The organism is Paracoccus versutus, assembly GCF_029909795.1.
Lineage (GTDB): Bacteria > Pseudomonadota > Alphaproteobacteria > Rhodobacterales > Rhodobacteraceae > Paracoccus > Paracoccus versutus.
Genome location: NZ_CP038197.1, coordinates 1,339,880 through 1,365,080, shown reverse-complemented (window position 1 = coordinate 1,365,080; position 25,201 = coordinate 1,339,880). Strand labels below are relative to the sequence as shown.

Sequence of the window (25,201 nt, the reverse complement as noted above, 5' to 3'; positions counted from 1 at the left end):
CGCAGACTATTGACTGGCAATGATTCGAGCAACGAGTATTATCAGCGTTTTGGGCAGAGCTGCTCCAACCCGCAAACCAGTGCTTTCTTAGGATTCGGGCGATCCGAATGGACAAGGTGGAGAATTACGATACCGAGAAATCGAAATCCACCGCGTTTCATAATCCGAAGACCAAACACGATCTTGCCCAGCATCCCAATATCCTGCAGGATCGCCATATTATGTATTGTCGACGGATTCGCCGCTCTTTACGCTATTATCAGTCCGCTCTCGCTCGTTTGCAACAGTCACCCTCGCAGGTCGCTTCGTTATGGACGAACGGTGGCGCTCACGAGATACGCAGATGCGATGCCGTGAGGCGCCCACCACACATCGAATCAATATCGCCCATAGCGGCACGCCTAGGCATGTTCGCGGTATTTTCCCGGACGTCCTCCAGCCCGATGGCGGGGGTGGAAGCAGCGGCCAAGACGCCCAGCATCCCCACGGTCCACGCAATCATGGCAGCGATTTTCATGGATATCCCCAAAAAACATTCCCGCAGTTCCAGTTCACGGGCCTCAACGCCCCTCAGCATCTCGCACGATCTGAACGATATCGCGAGGGTCTGATCCCATCGCTGTCGCAATCTCGACCAGTTCCACAACCTCGATCCGCCGCTCGCCATTCTCGTATTTTGCCACGAAGGACTGCGGCCGCTTCAGGCGCTCTGCCAGCTCGGTCTGCGTCAGCCCTGCATCCAAGCGGGCCTGCTTGAGGGCAACCATCAAGGCCAGATGACCAGGGCTGCGCAGGGTTCGGCCCATCCTTGAACTCCAGATAAATCCGGAATTCGGATAGTGGTACTTGAACGATATCCCATTTTGGGTTATTCCGTGCCGGACGTGTTTGCATCTTTATTTTCAGGACCAACCGATGCCCCAACAATGTCCGCATTGCATGACCGAGATTCACGCCGAAGCCTCCACCTGCCCAGCCTGCGGGGCGATCCGCGGGGTGTGGGGCCGCTCGGTCGAAAGCTGGCGCCAGGCATCGACCTTCATGCTCGGCGTGGCCGCATTCTTTGCCCTGGCCGGCATAGCTTTCGGCACCTGGGTGGCGTCGGATTACTCGACGACCTGGTTCGACGGAATGATCGCCTTCCTGTTCCTGTCGCCCTTCATGCTGTTCGCCGGCGGTGTCGGCCTGTTCCTGCGCTATGTGATCCCCCGGATGCAGGAGGGCTGGTATCGATGAGAGCCGCGAAGCGGAAGCCGACCGCCGGGCCGAAGCGCACCTCGATCTGCCTCAGCGCCGAGGCGCACAGGTCCCTGCGGATCGAGGCGCTGCGGCGCGACATCACCATGAGCCAGTTGGTCACGCTGGCGCTGGCCGATGCCGGCATCGACATTCCCCCGGAGGATCTGGAAGCATGAAACACCTGTTTACCGCCGCGCTGATCGGCCTCGCCAGCCCTGCCATCGCCGCCGGCTGGTATTTCGAGGCCTCCGTCGAGGGCGGCGCCGAATACTGGACCTTCACCAACGAGACCGGTGAGGTCAGCCCGCGCCGGGTGCGCGGCAACGAGATCTGGATCACCCGCACCGATCAGATGAACGAACTCGACGCCAACGGCACCTGCGACTTCAACAACTGCCGCGTCAGCGTGACGCTGGACGGCCGCGGCGCCGAAGCAGGTGATCGCGTCAGCATCCGGTTCTCGAATGGCGAGAAGCTGGATTTCGTGGCTGCCGACGGCGATATCCTGCTGAGCAATTTCGACATGGCCGGGATGGGCGCGACCAACCTCTTCGTCCACAACGTCCGGCGGGCGGAATGGGTCGAGATCGGCTTCGGCGGCAAGCGCCACCGCTTCAGCCTCGCCGGGTCGGCGGCGGCGCTGGACGCGATCCGGCCATGGATGACAGGAGACAAATAATGCCCCCGCAACCGTTCAAAGGCGCACTGCCTGCATCGATCTTCCAGCCGGATGAGGTCAAGGCACGCAACTGGTGGGCCACGCTGGCCGAGCCGGAACAGGAAGAGCGCATCTACGACCTGACCCAAGTACTGGAATTCTACGGCATCGACGTGCCCGACAGCGATGAGCGCTGGATGATGGCCTGCTGGGAAAACGAATTCGCCTGACCCCGTCCCTACGGCCCGTCGTGATGCGAGCGGGCCGGGGTCAGGCTGCGCGCAAACCGCATGCTGACCGCCCCCGCGAGGCTGGGGCGGAATGCGGTTTGCGGCCGCCCATCGGGTGGCACCCTTCAAGCTGCCATCGACCAGAAGTCCCATATTTCCAACCCGGCTGGCTTTGCTCGCTCTGCACCGTTGGTTGTCATGCACAAGCCCGAAGACATGCCGTGTGCCTTCCGACAACTGGACACAGTGAAGTCAGCCCGACAGCGGATAGAAATAGCAGCTCTCAAAATAACCTTGCAAATCGGGAACAAAATTCCATAATTGCAAGGATGCTGATTGAGCGCCGCATCACCGACACCGTGAAGTCCCTGCTGGACGACAGCCCCGCCGTTGCCCTGCTGGGGCCGCGCCAGGTGGGCAAGACCACGCTGGCACAAGAGTTGGGGGAAGAGCGGCCTTCGCTCTATCTCGATCTCGAATCCAGCGCCGACCGGGCCAGACTCTCGGACCCCGAACTCTACCTGTCGGCGCATGAGGACAAGCTGGTCATCCTCGATGAGGTCCAGCGGGTGCCGGACCTGTTCCAGAACCTGCGCGGCCTGATCGACCGGGGGCGGCGCAAGGGGCTGCGGACGGGGCGGTTCCTGCTGCTTGGGTCGGCCTCCATCGACCTGCTGCGGCAATCCGGCGAGACGCTGGCCGGGCGTATCGCCTATGCCGAACTCGCCCCTCTCGACGCGCTGGAGGTTCCCGCCGCCGACCTGGACCGGCTCTGGCTGCGCGGCGGCTTTCCCGACAGCTTCCTCGCCAAGGGCGATCAGGCCAGCCTGCGCTGGCGGCGCGACTTCATCCGCACCTATCTGGAGCGCGACATTCCCGCACTCGGCCCCCGCATCGCGGCCGAGACGCTACGCCGCTTCTGGACCATGCTGGCGCATCGGCAATCCGGCCTGTCGAACGCCGCCGAGCTCGCCCGCGCGCTCGGGGTCGATGCCAAGACCGTCGCCTCTTATCTCGACCTGCTGGTCGACCTGATGCTGGTGCGCCGCCTGGAGCCCTGGCACGCGAATATCGGCAAGCGGCTGGTGAAATCCCCCCGCATCTATGTGCGCGACACCGGCATCCTGCACGCCCTTCTGGGGCTGACGACGCTGGACGACGTTCTCGGCCACCCCGTCGCGGGCGCCAGTTGGGAAGGTCTGATCATCGAGACCGCCCATGCCCTGATGCCGGATGGGACGCAAGCGCAGTTCTACCGCAGCGGTGCGGGGGCCGAGGTCGATCTGGTGCTGACGCTGCCCGGCGGCGCGGTCTGGGCCGTCGAGGTCAAGCGCAACCTTGCGCCGAAGGTCGAGCGCGGCTTTCACTCGGCCTGCGAAGACCTCCAACCTGTGCGGCGGATCGTGGTCTATCCGGGGGACGAGGCTTTCCCGTTGCCGAACGGCATCGAGGTCATGTCGCTGCACCAGTTCGGGCAGGATCTGCTGGCGCTTCATCTGTAGGCGATATGGCCGCCCATTGGGCGGTATTGGGGGGCGATCTTCTTCCTGGGCGAAGGAAGCTGGGTACCGGGGCGCAGCGCCTGGTCCGACATTTTGCGGGGGGTGCTTTGCACCGGGCACCGCAAAATAATAGTCAGTCACTAATATTTGGCGAAATCGCGAAAAGCTGCCCATCTTGGCCTGTGGACCATCCCGCGTTGCGGCACGCCTCTGCCTCGGTCAAATGCCGCCGGATAGGTCGTCCAGAAAGGCCTGCTCGTCAGGCATACGGCGGAAGCCGGCGGTCCGGACATGCGCCTGAAGGGCTGCAATTGGCCCGCCGGAGTCGAGCAAAGCCAGCCGGTCGTAGAACCGGCGCTCTTCCGGCCCCATCGCACGCAGGTCAGCAGCCGTCGCCAGCGTGTAAAGCCGGCGACAAGCGCGGGCGTCGAGACTTGTCGCCTTGCTCCTGCCGGCTGCGAGCCGGGTCAGGACCGGATATTCGCTGAGCCGATAGGTCATCGCCAAGCCCTCCATGCCCACAGGCGCATATGCCAATATTGCAATCCGTTCATCGACACCTGCGCCGCTACAAATGCCGCTCGGCATCCTGCGCGCCGTGCAGGATGCGGACGATCTCCAGCGTATCGCCCAGATCCCGGAAGAAGATGGCATGCGATCCGCTCAGGCATTTCAGATAGCCCGGCCGAACGTCAACTTTCCTGCCGCGCCTTTCACCCGATGCCAACGCGCGGCAGGTGTCGCGCAGCTCCTGCACATAGCGCCGGGCTTGCGTGAGGCCCCATTCGCGTTCCGTATAGTCCCAGACTTCCTCCAGATCGACCGTGGCCGCGACGGTGAAGGCCAGCGCCTTCATGCGTTGCGACCAGCCATCTTGCGAGCAATGAACTGCTCGAGGTCGAAGCCTTCCGCCCGGCCGGAGTCCTCTCCGGCGATCAGGGCGTCCTGGAGGGCCTTTACCCTAGCCTCGTGCTCCTCCAGAAGCCGCAGCCCCGCCCGCACCACGTCGCTGGCCGAGCCATAGCGACCGCCCTTCACCTGCGCGTCGATGAAGCTGACGAAATGATCGCCAAGCGAAACCGAAGTGTTGCGGGACATGCGGGCCTCCTGTGCGTCGATACCGGATATTACCAAGAAATCGTATCAGCCGCAATTGCCGGCTCTGGGTTGCCGGATGGGCATATTGGCATAAGCGCATGTTGTCATATGCCCCTTTGCGATGAAGCGTCTGGTCGAGAGTCGCGCGGATTCGTCAGCGCTTGCACCGCCCGCACCTGGTCCAGCCGCGCCCTCGCCTCGCCGGTGAAGGATTGCCATGCCGGAGAGGCTTCGATCACCTCCGCCAGGGTCGAGGCCGTGTAAGTCGTGCCGAACGCCTGCTTCGCACCGTGCGCCACATAGGCCACGGTTTCCGGCCATGTCAGCCAGCGTGGACTGGCATCGGCGAGGCGATTGACCCAGCCGGCCAAGCCGCGCAGGAAGCCGGAGAGCCCTCCGAGCAACCCCGGTCCTGCCAGTGGCCGGCGCAAGGCTTCCAACCCGTCGCTGAGCACCGGCGCCAGCGCGAGGGACATCTCGCGGTTGCGATCCGCGTCGTGGTTCGTCCAGCTGCCCATCTGCCCGGGGGTCTCCAGCCGCTCAATCAGCACCGGGTCGGGATCGACCTGCCGGATGGCAGCGATCAGCCCGCCGGTGGCGATGGCATGCACCGTCTCGGCCTCCTGAAGCCGGCTGGCGACCGTGTCCTGCATGACCGCGTCGCGACGGCGCTCTTCCTCATCGGCAAGGCGACGGGCTTCTGCGGCACGTTCGACGGCAATCTCTGCGTCCTTCTGCGCCTTCAGCCGCTCTTGTTCGGCCTTCCACGCCGCGCGGTCCAGACGGCGGCGGCGCGGCCCCGTCCGGGCCTGACCATGCTTCGCGCCGACCGCGGCATGATAGCGGTCCTGCCAGCCGCGCATCGCCTGCTTGTAGCTGCGAGACGGCGAGCCGGACCAGCCGTGATCCTTGTGCCGGGCCTGCTCGCGATGGCCCTCGTGGCAGCGCTTGGCGTCCATGCGCATATTGCCATCTGCACATAGGGGCACGGCCAGCACATGCACATGCGGGTGGGCTTCATCGAGATGCTCGACGATGCTCAGCACCTCGGCCGCGTTGCGCGCGGCATCGGCCTTGGCGAAGGCGATCACGTCTTTGCGCCAGCGCAGATACTCAGCGTGGTCCATGTCCTCGACCGGATCGGGAAAGCTGAACACGCTGCCGATCATCACATGCGTGTCCGAGCGGATGGTCCGCAGTGCCTCCTTGCGATCCGGTTGCTCCTTGCGCAGTTGACGCAGCAGCTTGTTCTGCTCGGCGATGCGCTGTTCGATCAGGGCGACCACCTCCGAGGGCCGGATGCCTTCGAGGATGGAGGGCGGCTGCGGGTTCCCGACATGCGGGCAGGCCCCGGCCAGCCGTTCTGCCTCATGCGAGATCTCGCTGACGGACCGGCTCTTGCTGTTTCCCTTGCGCGAATAGGTCTGCTTGTGCGCGAAGATCGACTTCCCTGAGCGATCAGACATAACGCAATCCCTCGCTGAAGCCTGCGGCGCGCACTTCGCTGCGGGAAACCAGCTCCAGGTCCAGCGCTATGCGGACTTGTCCAACGCTCAGGGTCCGGCACAGGGGATGACGAGATTTGATCCAGTCGGCAGTTATTGCCGCATGCGCCGGAGTGGGCACCTGCGGCGGTTCCGGCTCGTCCTCGATGTAATCGCGCCAGCGGCCCGTCCTGAACCAGTTATCCGAGAAGCAGACCTTTGAGCGCGTATAGCCTGCGGTCTCCAGCGCATAACGCTTTACAGCCGAGAGAAGCTTTTCATGCCCGACCTCCTGCATCGCAGCCTCGACGTGATGCAGGCAGGCCGTTTCGTCGCGACATCGGTCGGCGGGATAGGCCTTCAATATCTCCACAGATTCCGCCGCCGCCTCGCGCGCGCACGCGCGCGAAGGTGGTTTATGGATGGTTTCAGGATGGTTTGGGGTCCGCTGTGGACGGGGTACCGGGTCCACAGCGGACCCCGTTCCGGGTTCACGGAAGACCCCGTCCTCTGTGGACCCCGTCTCATCATCGGGTTCGGCAATGCCCTCCAGGGTGCGGACGGCGGCAAGGGAAATGCGATAGACGACGGTGAAACCGTTCTTGCAGGCGCGGCGGCCGGTCTCGATCAGGATGCCTTCGTTCAGGAACTCGTTGATCGTGCGTTTGACGGTGGTTTCGCCGAGCTCGGTGTGGCGCTGGATCGTTCCCTTGGAACACCAGATGCCAGACCCGTCATCGCTGGCCTTGTCGGCCAGAAACATGATGATCTGCTTTCGTACCGGACTGCCGAAGCGCCGCCCGGCGCAAAGATTCGCAACCTTCCAGCTCATGCCGCACCTCCCCACGGGGTTGCGTGGCGAGGCGCTGTAACATAATCTTTGGACAGAAGACCTTTGACAGTGCCGTCGGATGGAGTGCCAGCTCCTCCGGCGGTTTTCTTTTGCACAGAGGTCAAGCCGCAAAACTGCGGGACACCCGCGTCATCAATTGTAGCGCCCCTGATCACCCAGATCGTCGCTTCGTGGCTCATACCGACACCCCATCACAGACAGGGTTGCGGCCAGCTGCATCGGCCGGGCCGTTTACGGTCAAAGCGTAAGCCGTTGATTCATGGCCGTGAACAAGGCAGATACGTTTACAGGGATTGCCTTTGCTTTCAGCAACCGGGGCAGGATTGCAAATCCGTGAAGACCGGTTCGATTCCGGTACCCGCCTCCAAGTCTTTTCAAGCTCTTGCGTTTTTCTTGCTGCTGCAAGCGCCACCTTCCGCCATTGCGGAAAGGTGCCCCCTCCGCAGCCGCGAACGCGCCTTCTTTCAGCCAAGCGCCCAGGGACCGGGACGGAAAAAGGCGGGCCTGGGCCGGAGGAATGGAACATTCGCAGGCGCCGGACGGGCGGGCGCGTGCCTGCATGCTGCCGACCTCGCCGCAAGCGGCAGGGGGGCAGGGCGGGCGCACGGACGGCTTGGGGGAGGCCGTGCGCCCGCGCCGCGGTCAGAGCCGGCAGATCTCGGACCGCACCAGGAAGCGCCGCTCGCGCCCGTTGTCCAGGCTGAACATGCCGCCGCGGCCGGGCACCACGTCGATGACCAGGCGGGTGTGCTTCCAGGTTTCGTATTGGCTGGCCGAGATATAGAACGGCATGCCGCCGATCTCGCCCAGCTTCACGTCATGCTGGCCGATGCGGAAATCGCCCTGCGGATAGCACATGGGCGAAGACCCGTCGCAGCAGCCCCCGGACTGGTGGAACAGCACCGGCCCGTGATCGGCGACGATCTCGGCCAGAAGCGCCAGCGCGGCCGGGGTGGCATCGACCTGGTCCAGCACCTCGGGATTGGCGACGGGTTCCATGTTCAGCCCGCCATGTCCAGCACCATGCGGCCCTCGATCTGGCCCTTGTGCATCTGCCCGAAGATATCGTTGATATCCTCGAGCTTGGCGCGATGCACGGTCGCCTTGACCTTGCCCTCGCCGGCGAAATCCAGCGATTCCTGCAAGTCCAGCCGGGTGCCGACGATCGAGCCGCGCACGGTGATGCCGTTCAGCACCATGCCGAAGATGTCCAGCGGAAAGTCGCCCGGCGGCAGGCCGTTCAGCGCCACGGTGCCGCCGCGGGCGACCATGCCGATGGCCTGCTCGAACGCCTTGCGGCCCACGGCGGTGACCAGCACGCCCTGTGCGCCGCCGTCGGTCTGGCGCTTGATCGCGGCGGCCGGGTCGGGGTCGGTCGCGGCATTGACCGTCACCGTCGCGCCCAGCTTGCGAGCCAGCGCGAGCTTTTCGTCGTCGATGTCCACGGCGGCCACGTTCATCCCCATGGCCTTGGCATATTGCACCGCCATGTGGCCCAGCCCGCCGATGCCCGAGATCACCACCCAGTCGCCGGGCTTGGTATCGGTGACCTTCAGCCCCTTGTAGACCGTGACGCCCGCGCAAAGCACCGGGGCGATCTCGACGAAATCGACGTTCTTCGGCAGGTGGCCGACATAGTTCGGATCGGCCACGACATATTCGGCAAAGCCGCCGTTCACCGAATAGCCGGTGTTGAGCTGGCTTTCGCACAGCGTCTCCCAGCCGCCCAGGCAATGGCGGCAATGGCCGCAGGCGGTGTAGAGCCAGGGCACGCCGACGCGGTCGCCCTCCTTGACGTGCTTGACCCCGGCGCCCACGGCCGAGACGAAGCCAACGCCCTCGTGCCCCGGAATGAAGGGCGGGTTCGGCTTGACCGGCCAGTCGCCCTCGGCGGCGTGCAGGTCGGTGTGGCAGACGCCGGATGCCTGGATCTTCACCTGGATCATGCCGGGTCCGGGTTCGGGAACCGGCACCTCGTCGATGGTCAGCGGCTTGCCGAATGCGCGCACGACGGCGGCTTTCATGGTCTTGGCCATGAGAGGGAACTCCTTGCAGTTGCTCTTGGGGGAGGAAAGGGGAGGGGAAGGAAAGGGGTGTGCCGGGCGCGGGGTGACTCGCGCCCGGCCATTCCCTCAGAAGAAGCCCAGCTTCTTGGGGGAATAGCTGACCAGCATGTTCTTGGTCTGCTGATAGTGGTCCAGCATCATCTTGTGCGTCTCGCGCCCGATGCCCGACTGCTTGTAGCCGCCGAAGGCCGCATGGGCCGGATAGGCGTGGTAGCAGTTGGTCCAGACCCGGCCGGCCTTGATGCCGCGGCCCATCCGGTAGCAGGTGTTGGCGTCGCGCGACCACACCCCGGCGCCCAGGCCGTAAAGCGTGTCGTTGGCGATCTCCAGCGCCTCGGCCTCGTCCTTGAAGGTCGTGACCGAGACCACGGGGCCGAAGATTTCCTCCTGGAAGATGCGCATCTTGTTGTGGCCGCGGAAGATCGTCGGCTCGATGTAATAGCCGCCCGACAGCTCGCCGCCCAGGTCGGCCGCCTTGCCGCCGGTCAGAACCTCGGCGCCTTCCTTCCTGCCGATGTCGAGATAGCTGAGGATCTTTTCCTTCTGCTCGCTCGACGCCTGGGCGCCGATCATGGTGTCGCTTTCGCGCGGGTCGCCCTGCTTGATCGCCTGCACGCGCTGCACGGCGCGTTCCATGAAGCGGTCATAGATCGATTCCTGGATCAGCACGCGCGATGGGCAGGTGCAGACCTCGCCCTGGTTCAGCGCGAACATGGCAAAGCCTTCCAGCGCCTTGTCGAAGAAATCGTCATCCTCGCGCGCGACGTCGGCAAAGAAGATGTTCGGCGACTTGCCGCCCAGCTCCAGCGTCACCGGGATCAGGTTCTCGCTGGCATATTGCATGATGAGGCGGCCGGTCGTCGTCTCGCCGGTGAAGGCGATCTTCGAGATGCGGTTGCTGGAGGCCAGGGGCTTGCCGGCCTCGAGCCCGAAGCCGTTGACGATGTTCAGCACGCCCGGCGGCAGCAGGTCGCCGATCAGGTTGGCCCAGACCATGATGCCGGCCGGGGTCTGCTCGGCCGGTTTCAGCACCACGCAATTGCCGGCGGCAATCGCGGGCGCCAGCTTCCAGCAGGCCATCAGCAGCGGGAAGTTCCAGGGGATGATCTGGCCCACCACGCCCAGCGGCTCGTGGAAGTGATAGGCGACGGTGTCGTTGTCGATCTGGCTGATCGAGCCTTCCTGCGCGCGCAGCACGCCGGCGAAATAGCGGAAATGGTCGATGGCCAGCGGCAGGTCGGCGGCCATGGTCTCGCGGATCGGCTTGCCGTTGTCCCAGGTCTCGGCGGTGGCCAGCAGCTCCAGGTTCCGCTCCATCCGGTCGGCGATCTTCAGCATGATGTTGGCGCGCTCGGCCGGGCTGGTCGCGCCCCATTTGTCCTTGGCGGCATGGGCGGCGTCCAGCGCCAGTTCGATGTCGCCGGCCTCCGAGCGCGCGATCTGGCCGATCTCGGCGCCGGTGATCGGGGTGGTGTTGGTGAAATACTTGCCCGAGACGGGCGCCACCCATTCGCCGCCGATGAAATTGTCATAGCGTTCCTCGAAGGGCAGCGCGTTCACGCCCCGGAAAGGATGCGTCTGATCGTTCGGCATGATGTTCCTCCTGTCAGCCCGGCTCCTCCAGCCGGTTGCACAAGAGCCTGTGCCCTGAGGCCCCCTGGGGTCAACGCGGGGTTTCGCGCCGCGGGGCCGATGTGTTTCAGGGGCGAGACAGTTTGCCGGGATTTTCGTCGATGCCCAGCCGCGCCATGCGGCGGTATAGCGTGGCGCGTCCCACCCCCAGCGCGCGGGCGGCGGCCGAGACATTGCCCTCGGCCCTGGCTAGGGCGCGAATCACGGCGGCGCGTTCGGCGCGCTCGAAGCCGGTCGCCTCGTCCTGCCGGCCCAGCAGGTCCGAGGCCGGGCGCGGGCGCAACTGCCCCTCTTTCTCAAGGCCGAAGGCGCGGCGGGCGGCGCGGTTGGCGCCGATGGCCAGATCGTCCTTGTCCACGGCGAGCAAGAGCGTGCCGTCCTCGGTCCCCACGGCCTCGGGGGTGACGATGCGCGCGCCGGGGAACGAGACGCGAAAGAAGGCGGCTTCGATCGCCCGCGCGCTATGCGCGACCTGCGCCGCGATCAGCGCGTTCAGCCGCTCGGTATGGTCGGCGCGGGCAGAGCTGATGTCCAGCGCCGCGATCAGCCGCCCGTCCGGGCCCCAGATCGGCGCGTCCATGCAGGACAGCCCGGTGTTGCGGGCATAGAAATGCTCGTCGCGGTGGATCGTGACCTGCCGCCCCTCGGCCAGGCAGGTGCCGATGCCGTTGGTGCCCTGCACCTCCTCGGACCAGTCCATGCCGCGCCACAGCCCCCAGCCGCGGAAGGTGGCGGCGTCGCCCTGGCTCACGCGGTGTTCCAGCACGATGCCCTGCGCGTCGGTCAGCAGCAGGTTGCAGCCGGTCGGGCAGACCAGCTGGAACAGCTGGTCCAGCTGCGGCCGGGCGACGGCGATGAAGCGGTCCATGCGCTCGACCCGCTCGGACAGTTCGCGCTCGGTCAGGCGGCGGGGGTCGGGGGGGCGAGTCGGGTCCAGCCCGTGCTTGAGCATCGAGCGGCGCCAGCTTGCCGCCAGCCGGGTGACGGCGCCGGGCGATTGCGACGCCTGGACCACGCGATCTTCGTGGCGGGTTGCGCTGGGCGTTGCCGGGCGGGTCTCGGGCAAGGCGTCCTCCCTTCCTTACGCGATGGCGGGATATTGCCCGCCCCGGCGCTGCGGGGCAAGCAATGCTTTCGTGAAGCGCCCGCGACGAAACACCCCGGCCGCTTCGGGGCCGGGGTGCCGACGGTTCAGGGCGTGACGGTCACGGTGCCGCCGTCCGACCAGGCGCGGAACTCGGGGCGATACATGTCCTCGACGCTGGCGGCCGGGTGGCGGAACTCGCCCTGCGTCACCGCGCGGACGATATAGGCCAGCCGGAAGCTTTCGGCCGAGGTCCAGGTCAGCGCCGCGGCAAAGCGGTCGGCGCGGAACTCGGTCATCTCGGCCGCGGTCTCGCCCTCCAGCCAGTCCAGCGCCGAGACGTCGCCGGCGCGCAGCAGGTTGGGGTTGTCGATCTCCCACCCGGCGGGCAGCGGGTCGGCGACGACCAGCCGGCCGCCGCCCTCGGATTGCGGCGCGATCTCCAGCACCACGACCATGCGCGTGCCCTGCGGCAGCTGCGCGGGGTCCAGCGCCTCGCCCTGCAGGCTGTAATAGCGCCGCGCGATGGCATAGCCCTTGCCCCCGGCCGCGACCGGACCCGAGGGCTTGCCGGTCGCGGTCAGCGTTACCTCCAGCGCGCCCTCGCCGGTATTGGCGATGCTGGCATCGGCGGGCAGGCTGGCGACCGGCTGGGTCAGCGCCACCCCGTTCAGCGTCGCGGGCGGGGCCGCGCCGAACAGCGACTGCGCCGCCAGCACCGTCCAGACCGATTCCTGCGTGGACAGGCTGCGGCCGTCCTGCTGGGCCTGCGCGATGCGCTCGGCGATCTGGCTGGTCAGGTCGGTGGCATCGACGGCCTGCGTCCTCGCCTCGGCCGCCAGCGCCAGCACGGCGGTCGCGTCGCGCAGCCGGGTGCCGTAATCGGCGCGGAAGGCATGGGGCTCGGGCGCGCCCAGGTTCAGCAGGTTGCGCGCCTGCGCAAACATCCGGTCCGCCCGCCCCTGGTCGCCGTATGAGGCCAGCGCCGCCCCCAGGCTGGCCGCGCCCATGGGCGTCGAGAACGACCCGGCGGCGGTATCGGCGTAATAGCGCAAATCGCCCACCGTGGCTGCCCGCTCCCGCGCCAGCACCGCCAGCGCATAGGCCAGCGCCGCGTTTTCCTCGGCCGAGGCGGCGCCGGGTTCGGTGGCGTAATTGGCGCGGTTGCGCAGGTTGTCGATGGCCATGCGGAAGCCGGTCTCGGGTACCTGGTGCCCCGCCGCCCGCGCCCGCGACAGGAAGTCGGTGACATAGGCTTCCAGCCACAGGTCGCCCGAATCGGCCGACCACAGCCCGAAACCGCCGTTCGAGCCCTGCCGGGTCAGGATCTGGGTGATCGCCTTGTCCACCTGCTCGGCCGCATCGCCGCCCTCGACCCCCTCGGCGGCGGCAAGGCCGGGCAGGTAGATCAGCGGCATCGCGCCCGAGGCCAGCTGCTCGGTGCAGCCATAGGGATAGCGCGCCAGCCGCATCAGCGCGCCGGCCACGTCCAGCCGGGCATAGGGGCCAAGCGCCGCCGTCACCTCGGCGCCGGGCAACAGGCCCTGCGTCAGGCTGGCGGGCAGGGCCAGGCTTTGCCCCGGCTCGACGACCAGCCGGTCCTGGCGCTGGATGTCGGCCTCGTTCAGGGCGACGGGGACGGCGATGTCCTTGGTCAGTTCCTCGCCATCGGGCGTGGTCAGCACCAGCCGCAGGTTGGCGGTGCCAAGCGCCTCGGTCGCGGTGACGGGGATGTCCACCTGCGCCTCGGCCTTTTCGTCCAGCTGCACCTGGGGCTCCACCCAATAGGTCAGCCCGCCCTCGCCGCCGACCTGCGACAGCGCCAGCCGCATCTCTCCGGCCGGCCCCGAGGTATGGGTCAGCCGCAGGCCCAGCCGGGCGCTGTCGTTCGGGGCAAGGAAGGCGGGGGCGGTCACGGTCATCACCACCGGATCGCGCACCAGCACCGAGGCATCGGCCTGGCCCACGCCCTTTTCCGACCAGGCCACGGCCATCACCCGCAACTCGCCGTTGAAATCGCCCACCGGCACCTCGATGGTGGCGGTGTCGTCCGCGCCCAGCGTCACCGGGCCGGAAAACCAGCTCATCAGCTTTTCGGTCGGCGGCGGCGCCTCGGCATTGCCGGCAAGGCTGGCGTCGCCCCCTTCGCGCAGCGCGCCGTCCGGCGCCCCGGTCGGCAGGATCAGCCGGCCGTAAAGGTCGCGCAGCGCCACGCCCAGCCGGCGCTGGCCGAAGTAATGCTGCGACGGGTCCGGCGGCTGGAAGCGGGTGAGGTTCAGGATACCCTGGTCGACGGCGGCGACGGTGGCATGGACCGTCTCGCCCGCCGCGCCCTCGACCTTCAGCGTGACCGGGACGGTGCCGCGCGGGCGGGTTTCGGCCGGGGCTGTGATGCTGGCCGTCAGCTTGCGGTCGCCGGGATCGACGGCGGCATGGGCCAGGCCCAGGGCGCGCACCGGCTGGCGGTCGCCCGGCCGCGCCTCGCCCAGGGGGCGGATGGCGCTGACGGTGACATAGACCCCGGCGCCCCAATCGTCGGTCACGGGCAGGTCGATCTGGTTCTCGCCCGCCTTCAGCGCCATGGTCTGCATCGAGACCAGCCGGTTCGACAGCACCGAGACCAGGCCCAGCCCGTCGCTCGCCGCCTCGACCCGGACCCGTGCCGTCTCGCCGCTGCGATAGGCGGGCTTGTCCAGCACCACCTGCAGCCGGTCCGGCGTCTCGGTTCCCGCATTGGCGACCGCGCCCCAGCCGGCATAGAACTGCGCCGAGCTTTGCCCGCCCTGGCCCGATGCCGGCTCGGCCACAAGCTCGTATTGGCCCCATTCGACCGGGGCGGCGATCTCGGCCGGGGCCTCGCCCGGCTCGGCCACGCCTTCGGCGATGCGGGTGCGGCTGGTGATCACCTCCCAGTTCCATTGCCCGCCCAGCGAATACCATTGGTGATCGGTGTCGATGCGGTTCAGCACCCAGCGCAGCGGCTCGGCCGCCGGCTTCAGGTCCGGGCCGACCGCGACCAGCGCGAAACGCGCCTCGCTGTTTTCGGATACCGTGTCGCCCTCGAACAGCGGGCGGATGCCCGCGACCGGGGCCTCGGGCATGACCACGCGCGACTCGCTGCGCTCGACCGGGCGGCCGGCGCCTTCGCGGATGTCCAGCACCACCTCGGCCTCGACCGGACGGGGGCCGAGCTGGGCGGCCTCCGGCAGGTCGATCTGCGCCTGGTAATGGCCCTGGGCATCGGTTGTGCCGGCGGGCAGGCTGTCCGTGACCGGCGCGCTGTCGTCGTCGTGGCGGCCAAAGACATAGCCGTCGAAGCCGCTCAGGCTGCGGGTCGGCGACAGGCGCAACTGCCCCTCGACCGGCAGGTTCGCGGCCGGGGCGCCGAACAGCCAATGCGCGTCAAGCGACAGCTCCAGCGTCGCGCCGGCGCGGGCCGGGCCTTCCGGCAGGCGCGGGGTGAAGTCGATGCGTTCGGGCAGGAAATCCTCGACCAGCATCCGCGCGGTGGCCAGCGCCGGGCCGTCGGCCTCGGCGCGCAGCTCCAGGCGCCAGGTGCCGCGCGGGGCGTTGCCGGGGATCTGCCAGGCGACCACGCTGCCGCCGGCGCCCGCGTCCCTTGCGGGCATGCGGGTGGCCTCGACCCCGTCGGGGCGCAGGATCACCGCGGTCAGCGGCAGGTTTTCCAGCGCGCGGGCATCGGCATCGCGGGCCAGCACGGTGGCGTTCACCGTCTCGCCCACGCGATAGGCGCCGCGGTCGGTGGTCACGAACAGGTCGATGGGCGGCGCGGGGGGCTGGCCCTCGACGCCGCGGTCCGACAGGTCGAACTCGGGGTCCGACAGCGACAGGAAGGCCATGTCGCGCGGTGCGCGCTCGGCGCCCTCGCCCTGCCATTCCGTCACCGTGACCAGCGCCGGCGCCGCGCCGTCGCGGCCCATGGCAAGCCCCGGCGCGAAATGCGCCAGGCCCTGGTCGTCGGTCACGGCCCTGGCCAGCACCTCGTTCGAGCGGCTGACCAGCGCCACCTCGGCCCCCGCCTTGGCGGCGGTATCGGCCAGGCTGCGCACCGCGACGGTCAGCCCGTCCGCGCCCGAGAAGGTCGAGATCCCGAAATCCGAGATCACGAACCATTGCGTCGCCAGCCCGGTATCCGAGATGTCCTGGTTCTGGATCCCGGCCTCGACGATATAGATGCCGGGCTCCAGCGGGCCGGCCTCGGCCGGGATGGAAAGGCTGGTGGTCAGTTCCTGGTTCAGCACCTCCTGCCCCATGGGCCGTGCCACCTGCGCCGTGCCCTTCCAGACCTCGCGCGCCATGCGGTCGCCGAAATAATCGGCCTGCCAGCTGTCCAGGGGCTTGGCGAACATGTCCTCGGCCATGGCGCGGATCAGGTTGCGGTCGGAAATCCGCAGGAGCCGCAGGTCGATCATCTCGGCATTGACCGTGACCATCGCCAGCCGCTGGTCGCCCGAGGCGGGCAGCACATAGGCGCGGCCGGGAAAGCGGACCGAGGGCGCGCGGTCGCGGACATAGCCTTTCAGCGTCACGTCGCGGGCCAGCGTCTCGCCATCGGCCGAGGGCAGGCCGGCGCGCAGGGTCAGCTCGACCTCTTGCCCATGGGTCAGCCCGGCCACGCACAGCCGGTCGCCATCGGCCTCGACGGTCAGGTCGCGGCCGGGCAGGCGCAGGAATTGCGCGTAATCGGTGCCCTCGGCCAGGCTGCGCGACATCACCGCGCAGAACCGCGGCATCCGGCCTTCGGATTCGACCTGGGTGTCGGTGACGCGCAGCCCGTTGCGGGCCTGCGATTCCTCCAGCGCCTGGGCGATGGCATTGTCGCCCGGCGAAAGCTGCGCCGCCAGCCGCAGCGCCGGCAGCGCGTCGCGGCCGCGGTCCAGCCGTTCCCACGCCATGGCCAGCCAGGACAGCGCGCGGGCGGCCACCGCATCCTCGCCCGCCCGCAGATAGCCGTTGATCGCCATCGAGGCGATGGATGCCGACGCCTCGCGGTCGTCCTGGTCGCTGACATAAAGCGTCAGCCGCGCCAGGTTGGTCCAGTCCTCGGCCCGGTCGTCGCGCGCCGCCAGCGAGGCCATGATCCGCGCCGCCCCGGCCAGGTCGCCGGCCCGTTCGGCCTCGGCGGCCTGGGCGCCAGCATCGCCCGGACCCAGCGCCGGATGCATGGCGGGAAACAGCCGCGCCTGTGTCCGGGCCGCCTCGCGGTCCTGCGCGCTGACGAAGGGTGCGGCGGCGGCGCGCGATTCGGCGCGCAGCCGCGTTTCGGCCGAAGCCGTCGCGACATGGCCCGAGATCGCGCCCGCGAACGCCGAAGGCGCGCCCGCATCGCCGCCCTTGGGAAAGCAGGCGCGGGAGCGCTGGTTATAGGTCAGCGCGCGGCAGTCGTCGTTGCCAAGGCACGCCTGCACGCAGGCTTGCAGCGTGGTGTCGAAGATCGGGCCCAGGTCGCCGCCGGGCAGGTCGGTATCGGCCTGCAGGGACAGCCGCCGCTCGGGCAGGGGCGCGTCGTCCTGCGCCAGCGCGCCGCCCGCGATAAGAAGCCCGCCCAGGGCTGCCGCGATGAAACCGTGCCAGACGGGACGTGCCATGGCCTTCCTCCTTCTGCGCTCGGCATAGTTGTGGCATCCGGGCGCGGGCGAGGCAATCTATTCCCATTCCAGCTCGGCATAGGCCGCGGCGGCATTGCGCGCCGTGGTGTCGCGGAAATCGGCCCAGCCCTCGGATACCGGCATCATCGCCGCGACGATGGCCGGGATCGCCCGCGACAGCGGCAGGCCGGCGCCGATCGCCTCGCGCGTGGCGTCGCGCAGCGCGGTCAGGTATTGCCGCGTCGGCGTCACCGCCTCGTCCCAGCTTTCCGCGACCGGGCCATGGCCGGGCACGATCAGCGCCGGCTCGGGGTCGGGCTTGCGCCCGGTCCAGTCGAGCCAGCCGGCCAGCGAACCGTCGAGCGAGGGCGTCAGGCCCAGAAACACCAGATCGCCGGTGAAGAGCGTGGCGGTTTCCTCGTCCAGCACGGTCATGTCGCTGCCGGTATGGGCCGGCGGCACCGGCGTCAGCCGCAGCTGCCGGTCGCCCAAGGACAGCACCTGCGGCGCCGCGACGGTCTGGTCCACGCCGGCGATGCGCGTGCCGGCAAAGGCATCCTCGCCGATCTGGCGCGGGGTCGACAGCATCCAGCTTTCCGCGCGCCGCGCCACCGCCTCGGGCAGGCGGGCATCGGCGACGATGGTGGCGCCGGCCTCGGAAAACACCTCGGCACCCAGGATGTGGTCGGGATGCATATGGGTCAGGATCAGGTGGCTGACCGGCTTGTCGGTGATCCCGCGGATCGTGGCGTAAAGCGCCTCGGCCTCGGCGCGGCTGCCGCCGGCGTCGATCACCGCCACGGTATCGCCGACGACAAAGGACAGGTTGGCGATCCGCCCGCGGTTCTGCCTTGAGATCTGCGCCATCGCGCCCTGATGCACATGCACGCCCGCCGCCACCTCCTGCACGCTCAGGGCGGGCAGTTCGGCAGTCTCGACGCAGCGCGGCTCGTCGCCCGTCAGTTCGGGATGCCGGGCCAGCCAGTCGCGGGCGATGGGGGCGGCGCGCTCTTCGCATTCCTGGCGCGTGGCGGCGTCGCCGGCGGGCAGCAGGCGCGGCTGGCAGGTGGCGGGCTGGGCCGCCAGGCAGGCGGCAAGGACCAGATGGAACATCCGCTTTCCTTTCGCGGCGCAAGGCTAACACAAGCCCGCGACCGGGACCATCTACGACCTTTGGCGTGTTGACTGGTGGCCCGGTCGGCTTAGCATCGAAACAGCCGCATTCCCGCGGTGTCTTGAGGAGGAGGTTATATGGCCTGGACCAAACCCGCGCCGAGGGAAATCGCCTGCGGCATGGAAATCAACATGTATGCCCCGGCCGAGGACGAGCCGGTCCTGTTCTAACCCGCCGGCGATATCCCCGGCCCGGCCCCCGGCCGACGGGGGCCGGGCCTGCCGGAGCCTTTCCCATGCGTATCGTGATTCTCGGCAGCGGCGCCGGTGGCGGCGTGCCGCAGTGGAACTGTGGCTGCCGCAATTGCGAGGCCGCGCGCGCAGGACGCATTCCCGCCATGAGCCAAAGCGGGATTGCCGTTTCCGCGAATGGCCGGGACTGGGCGCTGGTCAACGCCTCGCCCGACCTGCGCCAGCAACTGGCCGCGACGCCGGCGCTGCGGCCTGGGGGGCTGCGCGGCTCACCGATCCGCTCGGTGCTGGTGACGAATGGCGACATCGACCACGTCGCCGGTCTGCTGACCCTGCGCGAGGGGCAGGGGTTCGACCTGTTCGCCACGCCCGCGATCCATGACGTGCTGGCCGCCAACCCGATGCTGGCCGCGCTGGACCCGCGGCTGGTCGCCCGGCGCCCGGTGGCGCTGGAGCAGGACTTCGACCTGGCGCCCGGCCTGGTCGCGCGGCTTTTCGCCGTGCCGGGCAAGGTGCCGCTTTATCTGGAGGGCGAGCGGGTCGAGACCGAGCTGATGGGCGAGCAGACCGTGGGGGTCGAACTGGCCGCCGGCGGGCGGCGGGTGTTCTATATTCCCGGCTGCGCCTCGGTCCCCGGCTGGCTGCGCGACCGGATCGCCGGCGCGGATGCGCTGCTCTTCGACGGCACGCTGTGGACGGATGACGAGATGCTGCGCGCGGGCCTTGGGGCCAAGACCGGGCGGCGCATGGGCCATGTGCCGGTCTCGGGCCCCGGCGGCAGCCTGGAGGCGCTGCGCGACCTGGCGCTGGGTGCCCGCATCTACGTGCATCTGAACAATTCGAACCCGCTGGTCGATCCGGCCAGCCCCGAGCGTGCGCAGGTGCAGGCGGCGGGCTGGCAGGTCGGCCATGACGGAATGGAGATCGCGCCATGAAACTTGCCGACCACCGCGCCCAGACCCGCGCCGAGTTCCACGAGCGCCTGCGTCGCATCGGCGCCGAGCGCTATCACGACCGCCACCCGTTCCACAAACGCCTGCACGGCGGGGAATGCACGCCCGACGAGGTGCGGGCCTGGGTCGTCAACCGCTGGCAATACCAGTCGCGCATCCCGATGAAGGACGCGGCCTTCCTGTCCCGCGTCGAAGACCCGCAGCTGCGCCGCATCTGGCGCAGTCGCATCGAGGATCACGACGGCGGCGTCGATCAGGGCGGCGGCATCCGGCGCTGGCTGGCGCTGGCCCGCGCCGTCGGCCTCGACCCCGATTACGTCGCCAGCGGCGTGGGCGTGATGCCGGCGACCCGCTTTGCCGTCGATGCCTATGTCCGCTTCGTGCGCGACATGCCGCTGCTGGATGCCGTGGCCGCCAGCCTGACCGAGATGTTCGCGCCCAGGATCCACGCCGAGCGGATCGAGGGGTTGCTGAAGCATTACGATTTCGCCGACGACGCCAGCCTCGCCTATTTCCGCAACCGGCTGGCCGAGGCGCCGAAGGACGTGGAGTTCGGCCTGAACTACGTGCTGGACCGTGCCGATACGCTGGAACGGCAGGACGCGGCGGCGGCGGCGCTGGTCTTCAAGACCGACGTGCTTTGGGCGCAGCTCGATGCGCTGTGGCACGGCTATGTGCAGGGCAACATCCCCCCCGGCGCCTGGCGTCCGGGCGAGGGGCTGCTGGACGCGGCCATCCCCGAGCCGGTCCCCGAGGCCGCGGGGGCCTCATGAGCGCGGATCGCATCAGCGGCGCCGCGGTGCCCTATCTGCCGAGCGGGGTGCGGCTTCACGACGACCGCGTGCGCGGCATCCGCGTGCTGCTGGCGCCCGAGCGGGTGATCCAGCTCGACCCGGTGGGCCATGCGATCCTGTCGGAACTGGACGGCAGGCGCAGCCTGGCCGAGGTGATCGAGACGCTCTGCACCCGCTACGACGCGCCGGCCGAGCAGATCGAAGGCGACGTGCAGGAGTTCCTGCGCGGCCTGATCGACCGGCGCATGGTGTTCCTGGAGGGGGAGGCGGCATGAGAGACGATCCCGCCCCCCGCGACATCGACGGCAACCCGGTCCGTGTCGGCCTGCCCATGGCCATGCTGGCGGAACTGACGCATCGCTGCCCGCTGGCCTGCCCCTATTGCTCGAACCCGGTCGAGCTGACCCGCGCCAGCGCCGAGCTGAAGGCGGCCGAATGGGCGGATGTGTTCCGCCAGGCCGCCGATCTGGGCGTGTTGCAGGTGCATCTGTCGGGCGGCGAGCCCGCCTCGCGCCGCGACCTGGCCGAGATCGCCGCCGCGGCCCGCGACGCCGGGCTTTACGTCAACCTCATCACCTCGGGCATCGGGCTGACCGAGTCGCGGCTGCGCGAGCTGGACGGCGCGGTCGATCACGTCCAGCTGTCCCTGCAAGGCATCGACGCCGAGATGGCCGACTGGATCAGCGGCTATGGCGGCAGCTTCGCGCGCAAGATGCAGGTGGCGGAATGGGTCCGCGCCATCGGCTTTCCGCTGACGCTGAACGCGGTGGTGCATCGCCAGAACCTGGACCGCCTGCCCGAGATGATCGACCTGGCCGAGCGGCTCGGCTGCCGCCGCATCGAGGTGGCGACGGTGCAGTTCCACGGCTGGGCCGAGCTGAACCGCCTGCCGCTGATGCCGACCCAGGCCCAGGCGATCCGCGCGCGCGAGGTGGTGGACGCCGCCCGCCTGCGCCTGCAAGGCCGCATGGTCATCGACTATGTGCCCGCCGACCACCTGGCGGCCTTTCCGAAAAGCTGCATGGGCGGCTGGGGCTCGACCGGGCTGAACGTGGCGCCCGACGGCACCGTGCTGCCCTGCCACGCCGCCCAGACCATCAAGGGCCTGGCGTTCGAGAACGTGCGCGCGGTGCCGCTGGCCCGGATCTGGCACGACGGCGCGGCCTTCAACGCCTTTCGCGGCACCGGCTGGATGCCCGAGCCCTGCGCCTCCTGCGAGCGGCGCGAGATCGACTTCGGCGGCTGCCGCTGCCAGGCGATGGCGCTGGCGGGCGACGCGCGGGCGACCGATCCGGTCTGTTCGCGCTCCAGCCTGCACGCCCGGTTGCGCGCGGCGGCCGAGGCCGAGGCGGCGAGCGATTCGACCGTGCTGGTCTATCGCCGCATGACAAGGGAGAAACGGGGATGAGGCTGGCTTGCCTGCTTGCCGCGATGATGCTGGCGCCGGGGGCGCTGGCGGCCGAGGTCGCCAATCCCATGCAGCCCTCGGCCCTGTGGGAGGACATGCGGCTTGCCGTGATCGGCACCGATGAGGAGCCGCCGGTCGATCCGGCGGTCTTCGACCTCGACGCGCCGCCGCGGGCCGACAACCCGGCGCTGGTGCCGGTGCGCATCACCCAGCCGCCTGGCGCGCCGGCGATCCGGGCGCTGGCGCTGGTGGTGGACGGCAATCCCGCGCCGGTCGCGGCCGAGTTCACATTCGGCGAGGCGCTGATGCCGCTGGATTTCGAGGTGCGGGTGCGGGTGGACAATTATTCCGACCTGCGCGCCATCGCCACGCTGGCGGATGGGCGCAAGGTCATGGCCGGCCGCTTCGTGAAAGCCTCGGGCGGCTGCGCGGCCCCGGCCGGCAAAAGCATGGACGAGGTGCGCGCCACCATGGGCGAGATGCGCTTTCGCGCGGCCGAGGAGGGCGGGAGAAAGGTCGGCACGCTGATGATCCGGCACCCGAATTTCTCGGGCCTGCAACGCGACCAGGTGACGCTGCTGACCATCCCGGCCGAGTTCATCCAGACGCTGGAGGTCAGGCAGGGCGAGGCGCCGCTGTTCACCATGGAGGCCGGGATCTCGATTTCCGAAGACCCGGTATTCCGCTTTGCCCATGCGCCCGGTGAGGGGCCGGTGACGGTCCATGCCGAGGATACCGAGGGCCGGGTTTGGGATCAGTCCTTCTGAAGCCGCGCCGGATCGCCGCCCAGATGCAGGGGGCGGGCGCCTAGCGCCGCTGCCTCGGCCGGGTCATGCGTGACCAGCACCAGCCCGGCGCCGGTGCGGGCCAGCAGCGCATCGGTCAGCGCCAGCATCCGCGCCGCCGTGTCCCCGTCCAGCGAGGCGAAGGGCTCGTCCATCAGCAGGATGTCCGGCCCGGCGGCAAAGGCGCGGGCCAGCGCCAGCCGGCGCTGCTGGCCCAGCGAAAGCTGGCGCGGGAACTTCGCCTCGTGCCCCGCCAGCCCGACCTGCGCCAGCCAGTCCCGCGCCGTGGCCGCGTCGCAGCCGGTCGGGATGGCGATGTTGCCGACCGCATCGCGCCAGGGCAGCAACACCGGCTCCTGGAACACCACGGCAAGGCGCTCGGCGCCCTCCAGCCGGCCGCGATAGTCCGCGTCGAGCCCGGCCAGGATGCGCAGCAGTGTCGATTTGCCGATGCCCGAGGGGCCCAGGATCGCCAGCCGCTCGCCGCGCGCGACCGACAGCGCCAGCCGGCCCAGCACCTGCCGCGGGCCGAAGGACTTGGCCTCCAGCTCAAGCCGCATCCTGCCTCCAGCGGTTGGCGCGGCTCTCCCACGGCCGCAGCAGGATGAGGTCGATGGCCAGCATGACGGCGACGAAGGCCAGCGCCCAGGCCAGCACGCCGGTCACGTCGAAGCTGGAAAACAGCAGGTGGATCTTGAAGCCGACGCCGTTCGAGCGACCCAGGAACTCGACCACCAGCACGATCTTCCAGATCAGCGAGATCCCGGCCCGCGCCGAGGCGGCGACATGCGGCGCCAGCTGCGGCAGCACCACATGGCGCAGCCGCGCCCAGGGCCGCATGCGAAAGGCGCGGGCCATGTCGTCCAGGTCGGGGCGCAGCGCCCGCGTGCCTTCGCGGATCATCACCGTGACCACCGGGATCTTGTTCAGCGCGACGGCCAGGACGGCGGCGGTCTCGTTCAGCCCGATCCAGATATAGCACAGCACGATCACCACCAGCGCCGGCACGTTCAGCAGGATGATGAGGCCGGGGTTCAGCCATTGGTCGGCGCCGCGGCTGCGGCCCATCCACAGCCCCAGCGCCATGCCCGCCGCCATGGCCAGCGCGAAGCTCGCGACCACGCGGAACATCGTCATCCCGGCGTTGAACCACAGCTCTCCGGTCGCGGCCAGGCGCATGATGCGCGCGGCGACGTCCCAGGGCGCGGGCAGGGTCTGCGGCCGGTCGGTCAGCTGCGAGGCCAGGGTCCAGACCAGCAGCATGGCCAGGATCGACAGCACCCCCGGCACCAGGCCCGGACGCAACGCAGGGGGTTTCGGCGCTCCGGTCAAGGCGGGGCTACTCCGGCCACCAGAACAGGCCCTCGGGCAGGGCGGAAAGGCCGCCGGTCAATTCGTTGCCGCCCAGTTCCGCCATGGTGGCGAACATCCTTTGCGCGTTCGCGGCATCGACCGGGCCGGGGGCGGGGATGCCGGCGCGCCAGCCGGCCTTCAGCGCCTGGAACTCGGCCTCGTCACCGGCCTGCATGATCGGGCGCAGCTCGTCCCAGGCGGCGTCGTCCTGGGCCAGCAGATCCTTGGCCGCGCGGGATGCGCGCGCCAGCCCCGCCGCCAGCGCCGGGTTGGCCGCGATCCAGTCGTCGCGCAGCACATAGCCCAGAAGCGGCGTCGAGGGGTCGAGGCCCAGGTCGCCCGCCGCCGTCTCGACCGAGATGATCTCGCGCATGCCGCGCGCCTGCATCCGGGCCTGGAAATGCCAGAAGTTGATCGCGGCATCGACCTCGCCGGTCTCGGCGGCGTTCAGGATCATCGGCGGCGCGCCGAAGACCTGCTGCGTCACGTCGGCCAGATCCTCGCCCAGCTTCTCGCGCGACCAGGCGCGCAGGATCAGCCAGCTCTTGTCCACCGGCCCGCCGGCGATGCCGATCTTCTTGCCCCTGAGGTCGGCCAGCACCCGCACCGGGCTTTGCGCCGGCACCATCACGCCGCCCACGGCGGTGGAATAGGGCAGGAAGCGAAAGCCCGTGCCGCGCGCCCGCTGCTGCGCCACCCACAGCCAGTCCGAGACGATGGTATCGACATCGGCCCCCTGCATGGCGACCTGGGTGGCGGGGTTGCCGGCCAGGATCATCGGCTGCAGCCGAAAGCCGTTGGCGGTGTCCAGGCCGCGCCTGCGGATCGTCTCGATCTCCCAGGTGACGGTGCCGTTTTCCAGCGTGCCGATGCGGATGGCGGGGGTCTGGGCCAAGGCGGGCCGCGCCAGCCCGGCCAAGGCGGCGGCCCCCGCCAGCAGGGCGATTCTGCGGCTGAACGGCATGGTGATTTTCCCCCTTTGCCCCGGTCAAATTGCCATGTGCCTTGGTTTCGGCCAATACAACCGAAGTCGTAGCCCGAAACCCGCCCCGGCGTCCAACGGGCTTGCGCCGGCGGGCGGCGGTCTT

Annotated in this window: 28 protein-coding genes; 11 read left to right on the top strand and 17 right to left on the bottom strand. The window is 68.9% G+C overall.

Annotation, left to right across the window (positions count from 1 at the left end):
- Positions 1-41: 41 nt before the first annotated feature.
- The 3 genes from E3U25_RS17995 to E3U25_RS17985 all read right to left on the bottom strand — a co-directional run bounded on the left by E3U25_RS17995 (position 42) and on the right by E3U25_RS17985 (position 806).
- Positions 42-194 carry a hypothetical protein gene (locus E3U25_RS17995; RefSeq protein WP_166435531.1) on the bottom strand — a complete coding sequence of 51 codons (153 nt, stop codon included), beginning with the start codon at positions 192-194 and terminating at the stop codon, positions 42-44.
- A gap of 134 nt (positions 195-328) precedes the next feature.
- Complete coding sequence (locus E3U25_RS17990) at positions 329-517, bottom strand: hypothetical protein (protein WP_140847657.1); 189 nt, start codon at positions 515-517, stop codon at positions 329-331.
- A gap of 43 nt (positions 518-560) precedes the next feature.
- Positions 561-806, bottom strand: a complete 246-nt coding sequence (locus tag E3U25_RS17985) for a helix-turn-helix domain-containing protein (protein WP_116221996.1) — start codon at positions 804-806, stop codon at positions 561-563.
- Between the two features lie 133 nt (positions 807-939).
- Here E3U25_RS17985 and E3U25_RS17980 point away from each other — a divergent pair, with 133 nt between their 5' ends.
- The 5 genes from E3U25_RS17980 (at position 940) to E3U25_RS17960 (ending at position 3,629) form a co-directional block, all read left to right on the top strand.
- Complete coding sequence (locus E3U25_RS17980) at positions 940-1,236, top strand: zinc ribbon domain-containing protein (protein WP_244295167.1); 297 nt, start codon at positions 940-942, stop codon at positions 1,234-1,236.
- Positions 1,233-1,415, top strand: a complete 183-nt coding sequence (locus tag E3U25_RS17975) for a hypothetical protein (protein ID WP_116221997.1) — start codon at positions 1,233-1,235, stop codon at positions 1,413-1,415. Before E3U25_RS17980 ends, E3U25_RS17975 begins: the two co-directional genes overlap by 4 nt.
- The gene (locus tag E3U25_RS17970; RefSeq protein WP_116221998.1) at positions 1,412-1,918 is read left to right on the top strand and encodes a DUF1176 domain-containing protein; all 507 of its coding nucleotides are present in this window, start codon (positions 1,412-1,414) and stop codon (positions 1,916-1,918) included. Before E3U25_RS17975 ends, E3U25_RS17970 begins: the two co-directional genes overlap by 4 nt.
- The gene (locus E3U25_RS17965) at positions 1,918-2,127 is read left to right on the top strand and encodes a hypothetical protein (protein ID WP_116221999.1); all 210 of its coding nucleotides are present in this window, start codon (positions 1,918-1,920) and stop codon (positions 2,125-2,127) included. The genes E3U25_RS17970 and E3U25_RS17965 overlap by 1 nt, the downstream gene beginning before the upstream one ends.
- Before the next feature lie 329 nt (positions 2,128-2,456).
- A complete protein-coding gene (locus E3U25_RS17960) occupies positions 2,457-3,629 on the top strand; it encodes an ATP-binding protein (RefSeq protein ID WP_116222000.1) in 1,173 nt (390 codons plus the stop codon).
- 219 nt (positions 3,630-3,848) lie between these two features.
- Here the strand turns inward: E3U25_RS17960 and E3U25_RS17955 are convergent, their stop codons facing one another.
- The 11 genes from E3U25_RS17955 to E3U25_RS17905 form a co-directional block, all read right to left on the bottom strand.
- Positions 3,849-4,130 (bottom strand): hypothetical protein, encoded by a 282-nt coding sequence (locus tag E3U25_RS17955; RefSeq protein ID WP_140847660.1) that lies wholly within the window; start codon positions 4,128-4,130, stop codon positions 3,849-3,851.
- A 67-nt stretch (positions 4,131-4,197) separates the two neighbouring features.
- Positions 4,198-4,485 carry a type II toxin-antitoxin system RelE/ParE family toxin gene (locus tag E3U25_RS17950; RefSeq protein WP_116222002.1) on the bottom strand — a complete coding sequence of 96 codons (288 nt, stop codon included), beginning with the start codon at positions 4,483-4,485 and terminating at the stop codon, positions 4,198-4,200.
- Positions 4,482-4,727, bottom strand: coding sequence for a type II toxin-antitoxin system ParD family antitoxin (locus tag E3U25_RS17945; protein WP_116222003.1), 246 nt, complete (start codon positions 4,725-4,727; stop codon positions 4,482-4,484). The genes E3U25_RS17950 and E3U25_RS17945 overlap by 4 nt, the downstream gene beginning before the upstream one ends.
- A 104-nt stretch (positions 4,728-4,831) precedes the next feature.
- Positions 4,832-6,013, bottom strand: a complete 1,182-nt coding sequence (locus E3U25_RS17940; RefSeq protein ID WP_255469711.1) for a plasmid recombination protein — start codon at positions 6,011-6,013, stop codon at positions 4,832-4,834.
- A gap of 172 nt (positions 6,014-6,185) precedes the next feature.
- Complete coding sequence (locus E3U25_RS17935; RefSeq protein ID WP_116222005.1) at positions 6,186-7,043, bottom strand: hypothetical protein; 858 nt, start codon at positions 7,041-7,043, stop codon at positions 6,186-6,188.
- A gap of 663 nt (positions 7,044-7,706) precedes the next feature.
- The gene (locus E3U25_RS17930) at positions 7,707-8,063 is read right to left on the bottom strand and encodes a DUF779 domain-containing protein (RefSeq protein WP_116222006.1); all 357 of its coding nucleotides are present in this window, start codon (positions 8,061-8,063) and stop codon (positions 7,707-7,709) included.
- Between the two features lie 2 nt (positions 8,064-8,065).
- Positions 8,066-9,100, bottom strand: a complete 1,035-nt coding sequence (gene adhP / locus E3U25_RS17925) for an alcohol dehydrogenase AdhP (protein WP_036757073.1) — start codon at positions 9,098-9,100, stop codon at positions 8,066-8,068.
- A gap of 96 nt (positions 9,101-9,196) precedes the next feature.
- On the bottom strand, positions 9,197-10,723 hold the full coding sequence (gene adh, locus E3U25_RS17920) for an aldehyde dehydrogenase (protein ID WP_072461760.1): 1,527 nt from the start codon (positions 10,721-10,723) through the stop codon (positions 9,197-9,199).
- A gap of 106 nt (positions 10,724-10,829) precedes the next feature.
- Positions 10,830-11,828, bottom strand: coding sequence for a helix-turn-helix domain-containing protein (locus E3U25_RS17915; RefSeq protein ID WP_036757076.1), 999 nt, complete (start codon positions 11,826-11,828; stop codon positions 10,830-10,832).
- Between the two features lie 125 nt (positions 11,829-11,953).
- Positions 11,954-17,455, bottom strand: a complete 5,502-nt coding sequence (locus E3U25_RS17910; RefSeq protein ID WP_116222007.1) for an alpha-2-macroglobulin family protein — start codon at positions 17,453-17,455, stop codon at positions 11,954-11,956.
- Positions 17,456-17,512: 57 nt separating this feature from the next.
- Positions 17,513-18,568, bottom strand: a complete 1,056-nt coding sequence (locus E3U25_RS17905) for a quinoprotein relay system zinc metallohydrolase 2 (protein ID WP_116222008.1) — start codon at positions 18,566-18,568, stop codon at positions 17,513-17,515.
- A gap of 138 nt (positions 18,569-18,706) precedes the next feature.
- Between E3U25_RS17905 and pqqA the strand changes: the two genes are divergently transcribed.
- The 6 genes from pqqA (at position 18,707) to E3U25_RS17875 (ending at position 22,742) form a co-directional block, all read left to right on the top strand.
- Entirely contained in the window at positions 18,707-18,799 is a 93-nt protein-coding gene (gene pqqA, locus E3U25_RS17900) for a pyrroloquinoline quinone precursor peptide PqqA (RefSeq protein ID WP_036757082.1), read from the top strand.
- Positions 18,800-18,864: 65 nt separating this feature from the next.
- Entirely contained in the window at positions 18,865-19,755 is an 891-nt protein-coding gene (gene pqqB, locus E3U25_RS17895) for a pyrroloquinoline quinone biosynthesis protein PqqB (protein ID WP_116222009.1), read from the top strand.
- On the top strand, positions 19,752-20,546 hold the full coding sequence (pqqC, locus tag E3U25_RS17890) for a pyrroloquinoline-quinone synthase PqqC (RefSeq protein ID WP_116222010.1): 795 nt from the start codon (positions 19,752-19,754) through the stop codon (positions 20,544-20,546). Before pqqB ends, pqqC begins: the two co-directional genes overlap by 4 nt.
- The gene (gene pqqD, locus E3U25_RS17885) at positions 20,543-20,842 is read left to right on the top strand and encodes a pyrroloquinoline quinone biosynthesis peptide chaperone PqqD (RefSeq protein ID WP_116222011.1); all 300 of its coding nucleotides are present in this window, start codon (positions 20,543-20,545) and stop codon (positions 20,840-20,842) included. The genes pqqC and pqqD overlap by 4 nt, the downstream gene beginning before the upstream one ends.
- Positions 20,839-21,975 carry a pyrroloquinoline quinone biosynthesis protein PqqE gene (gene pqqE / locus E3U25_RS17880; protein ID WP_052096009.1) on the top strand — a complete coding sequence of 379 codons (1,137 nt, stop codon included), beginning with the start codon at positions 20,839-20,841 and terminating at the stop codon, positions 21,973-21,975. The genes pqqD and pqqE overlap by 4 nt, the downstream gene beginning before the upstream one ends.
- Positions 21,972-22,742, top strand: coding sequence for a quinoprotein dehydrogenase-associated SoxYZ-like carrier (locus E3U25_RS17875; RefSeq protein ID WP_116222012.1), 771 nt, complete (start codon positions 21,972-21,974; stop codon positions 22,740-22,742). Before pqqE ends, E3U25_RS17875 begins: the two co-directional genes overlap by 4 nt.
- Here the strand turns inward: E3U25_RS17875 and E3U25_RS17870 are convergent.
- Genes E3U25_RS17870 through E3U25_RS17860 form a run of 3 tightly spaced genes read right to left on the bottom strand, consistent with a single transcriptional unit; the run spans position 22,730 to position 25,077 of the window.
- A complete protein-coding gene (locus E3U25_RS17870) occupies positions 22,730-23,320 on the bottom strand; it encodes an ATP-binding cassette domain-containing protein (RefSeq protein WP_116222013.1) in 591 nt (196 codons plus the stop codon). The two genes, E3U25_RS17875 and E3U25_RS17870, sit on opposite strands and share 13 nt — an antisense overlap.
- Entirely contained in the window at positions 23,310-24,092 is a 783-nt protein-coding gene (locus E3U25_RS17865) for an ABC transporter permease (protein WP_114535793.1), read from the bottom strand. Before E3U25_RS17865 ends, E3U25_RS17870 begins: the two co-directional genes overlap by 11 nt.
- A gap of 7 nt (positions 24,093-24,099) precedes the next feature.
- Entirely contained in the window at positions 24,100-25,077 is a 978-nt protein-coding gene (locus tag E3U25_RS17860) for an ABC transporter substrate-binding protein (RefSeq protein ID WP_116222014.1), read from the bottom strand.
- Positions 25,078-25,201 lie beyond the last annotated feature (124 nt).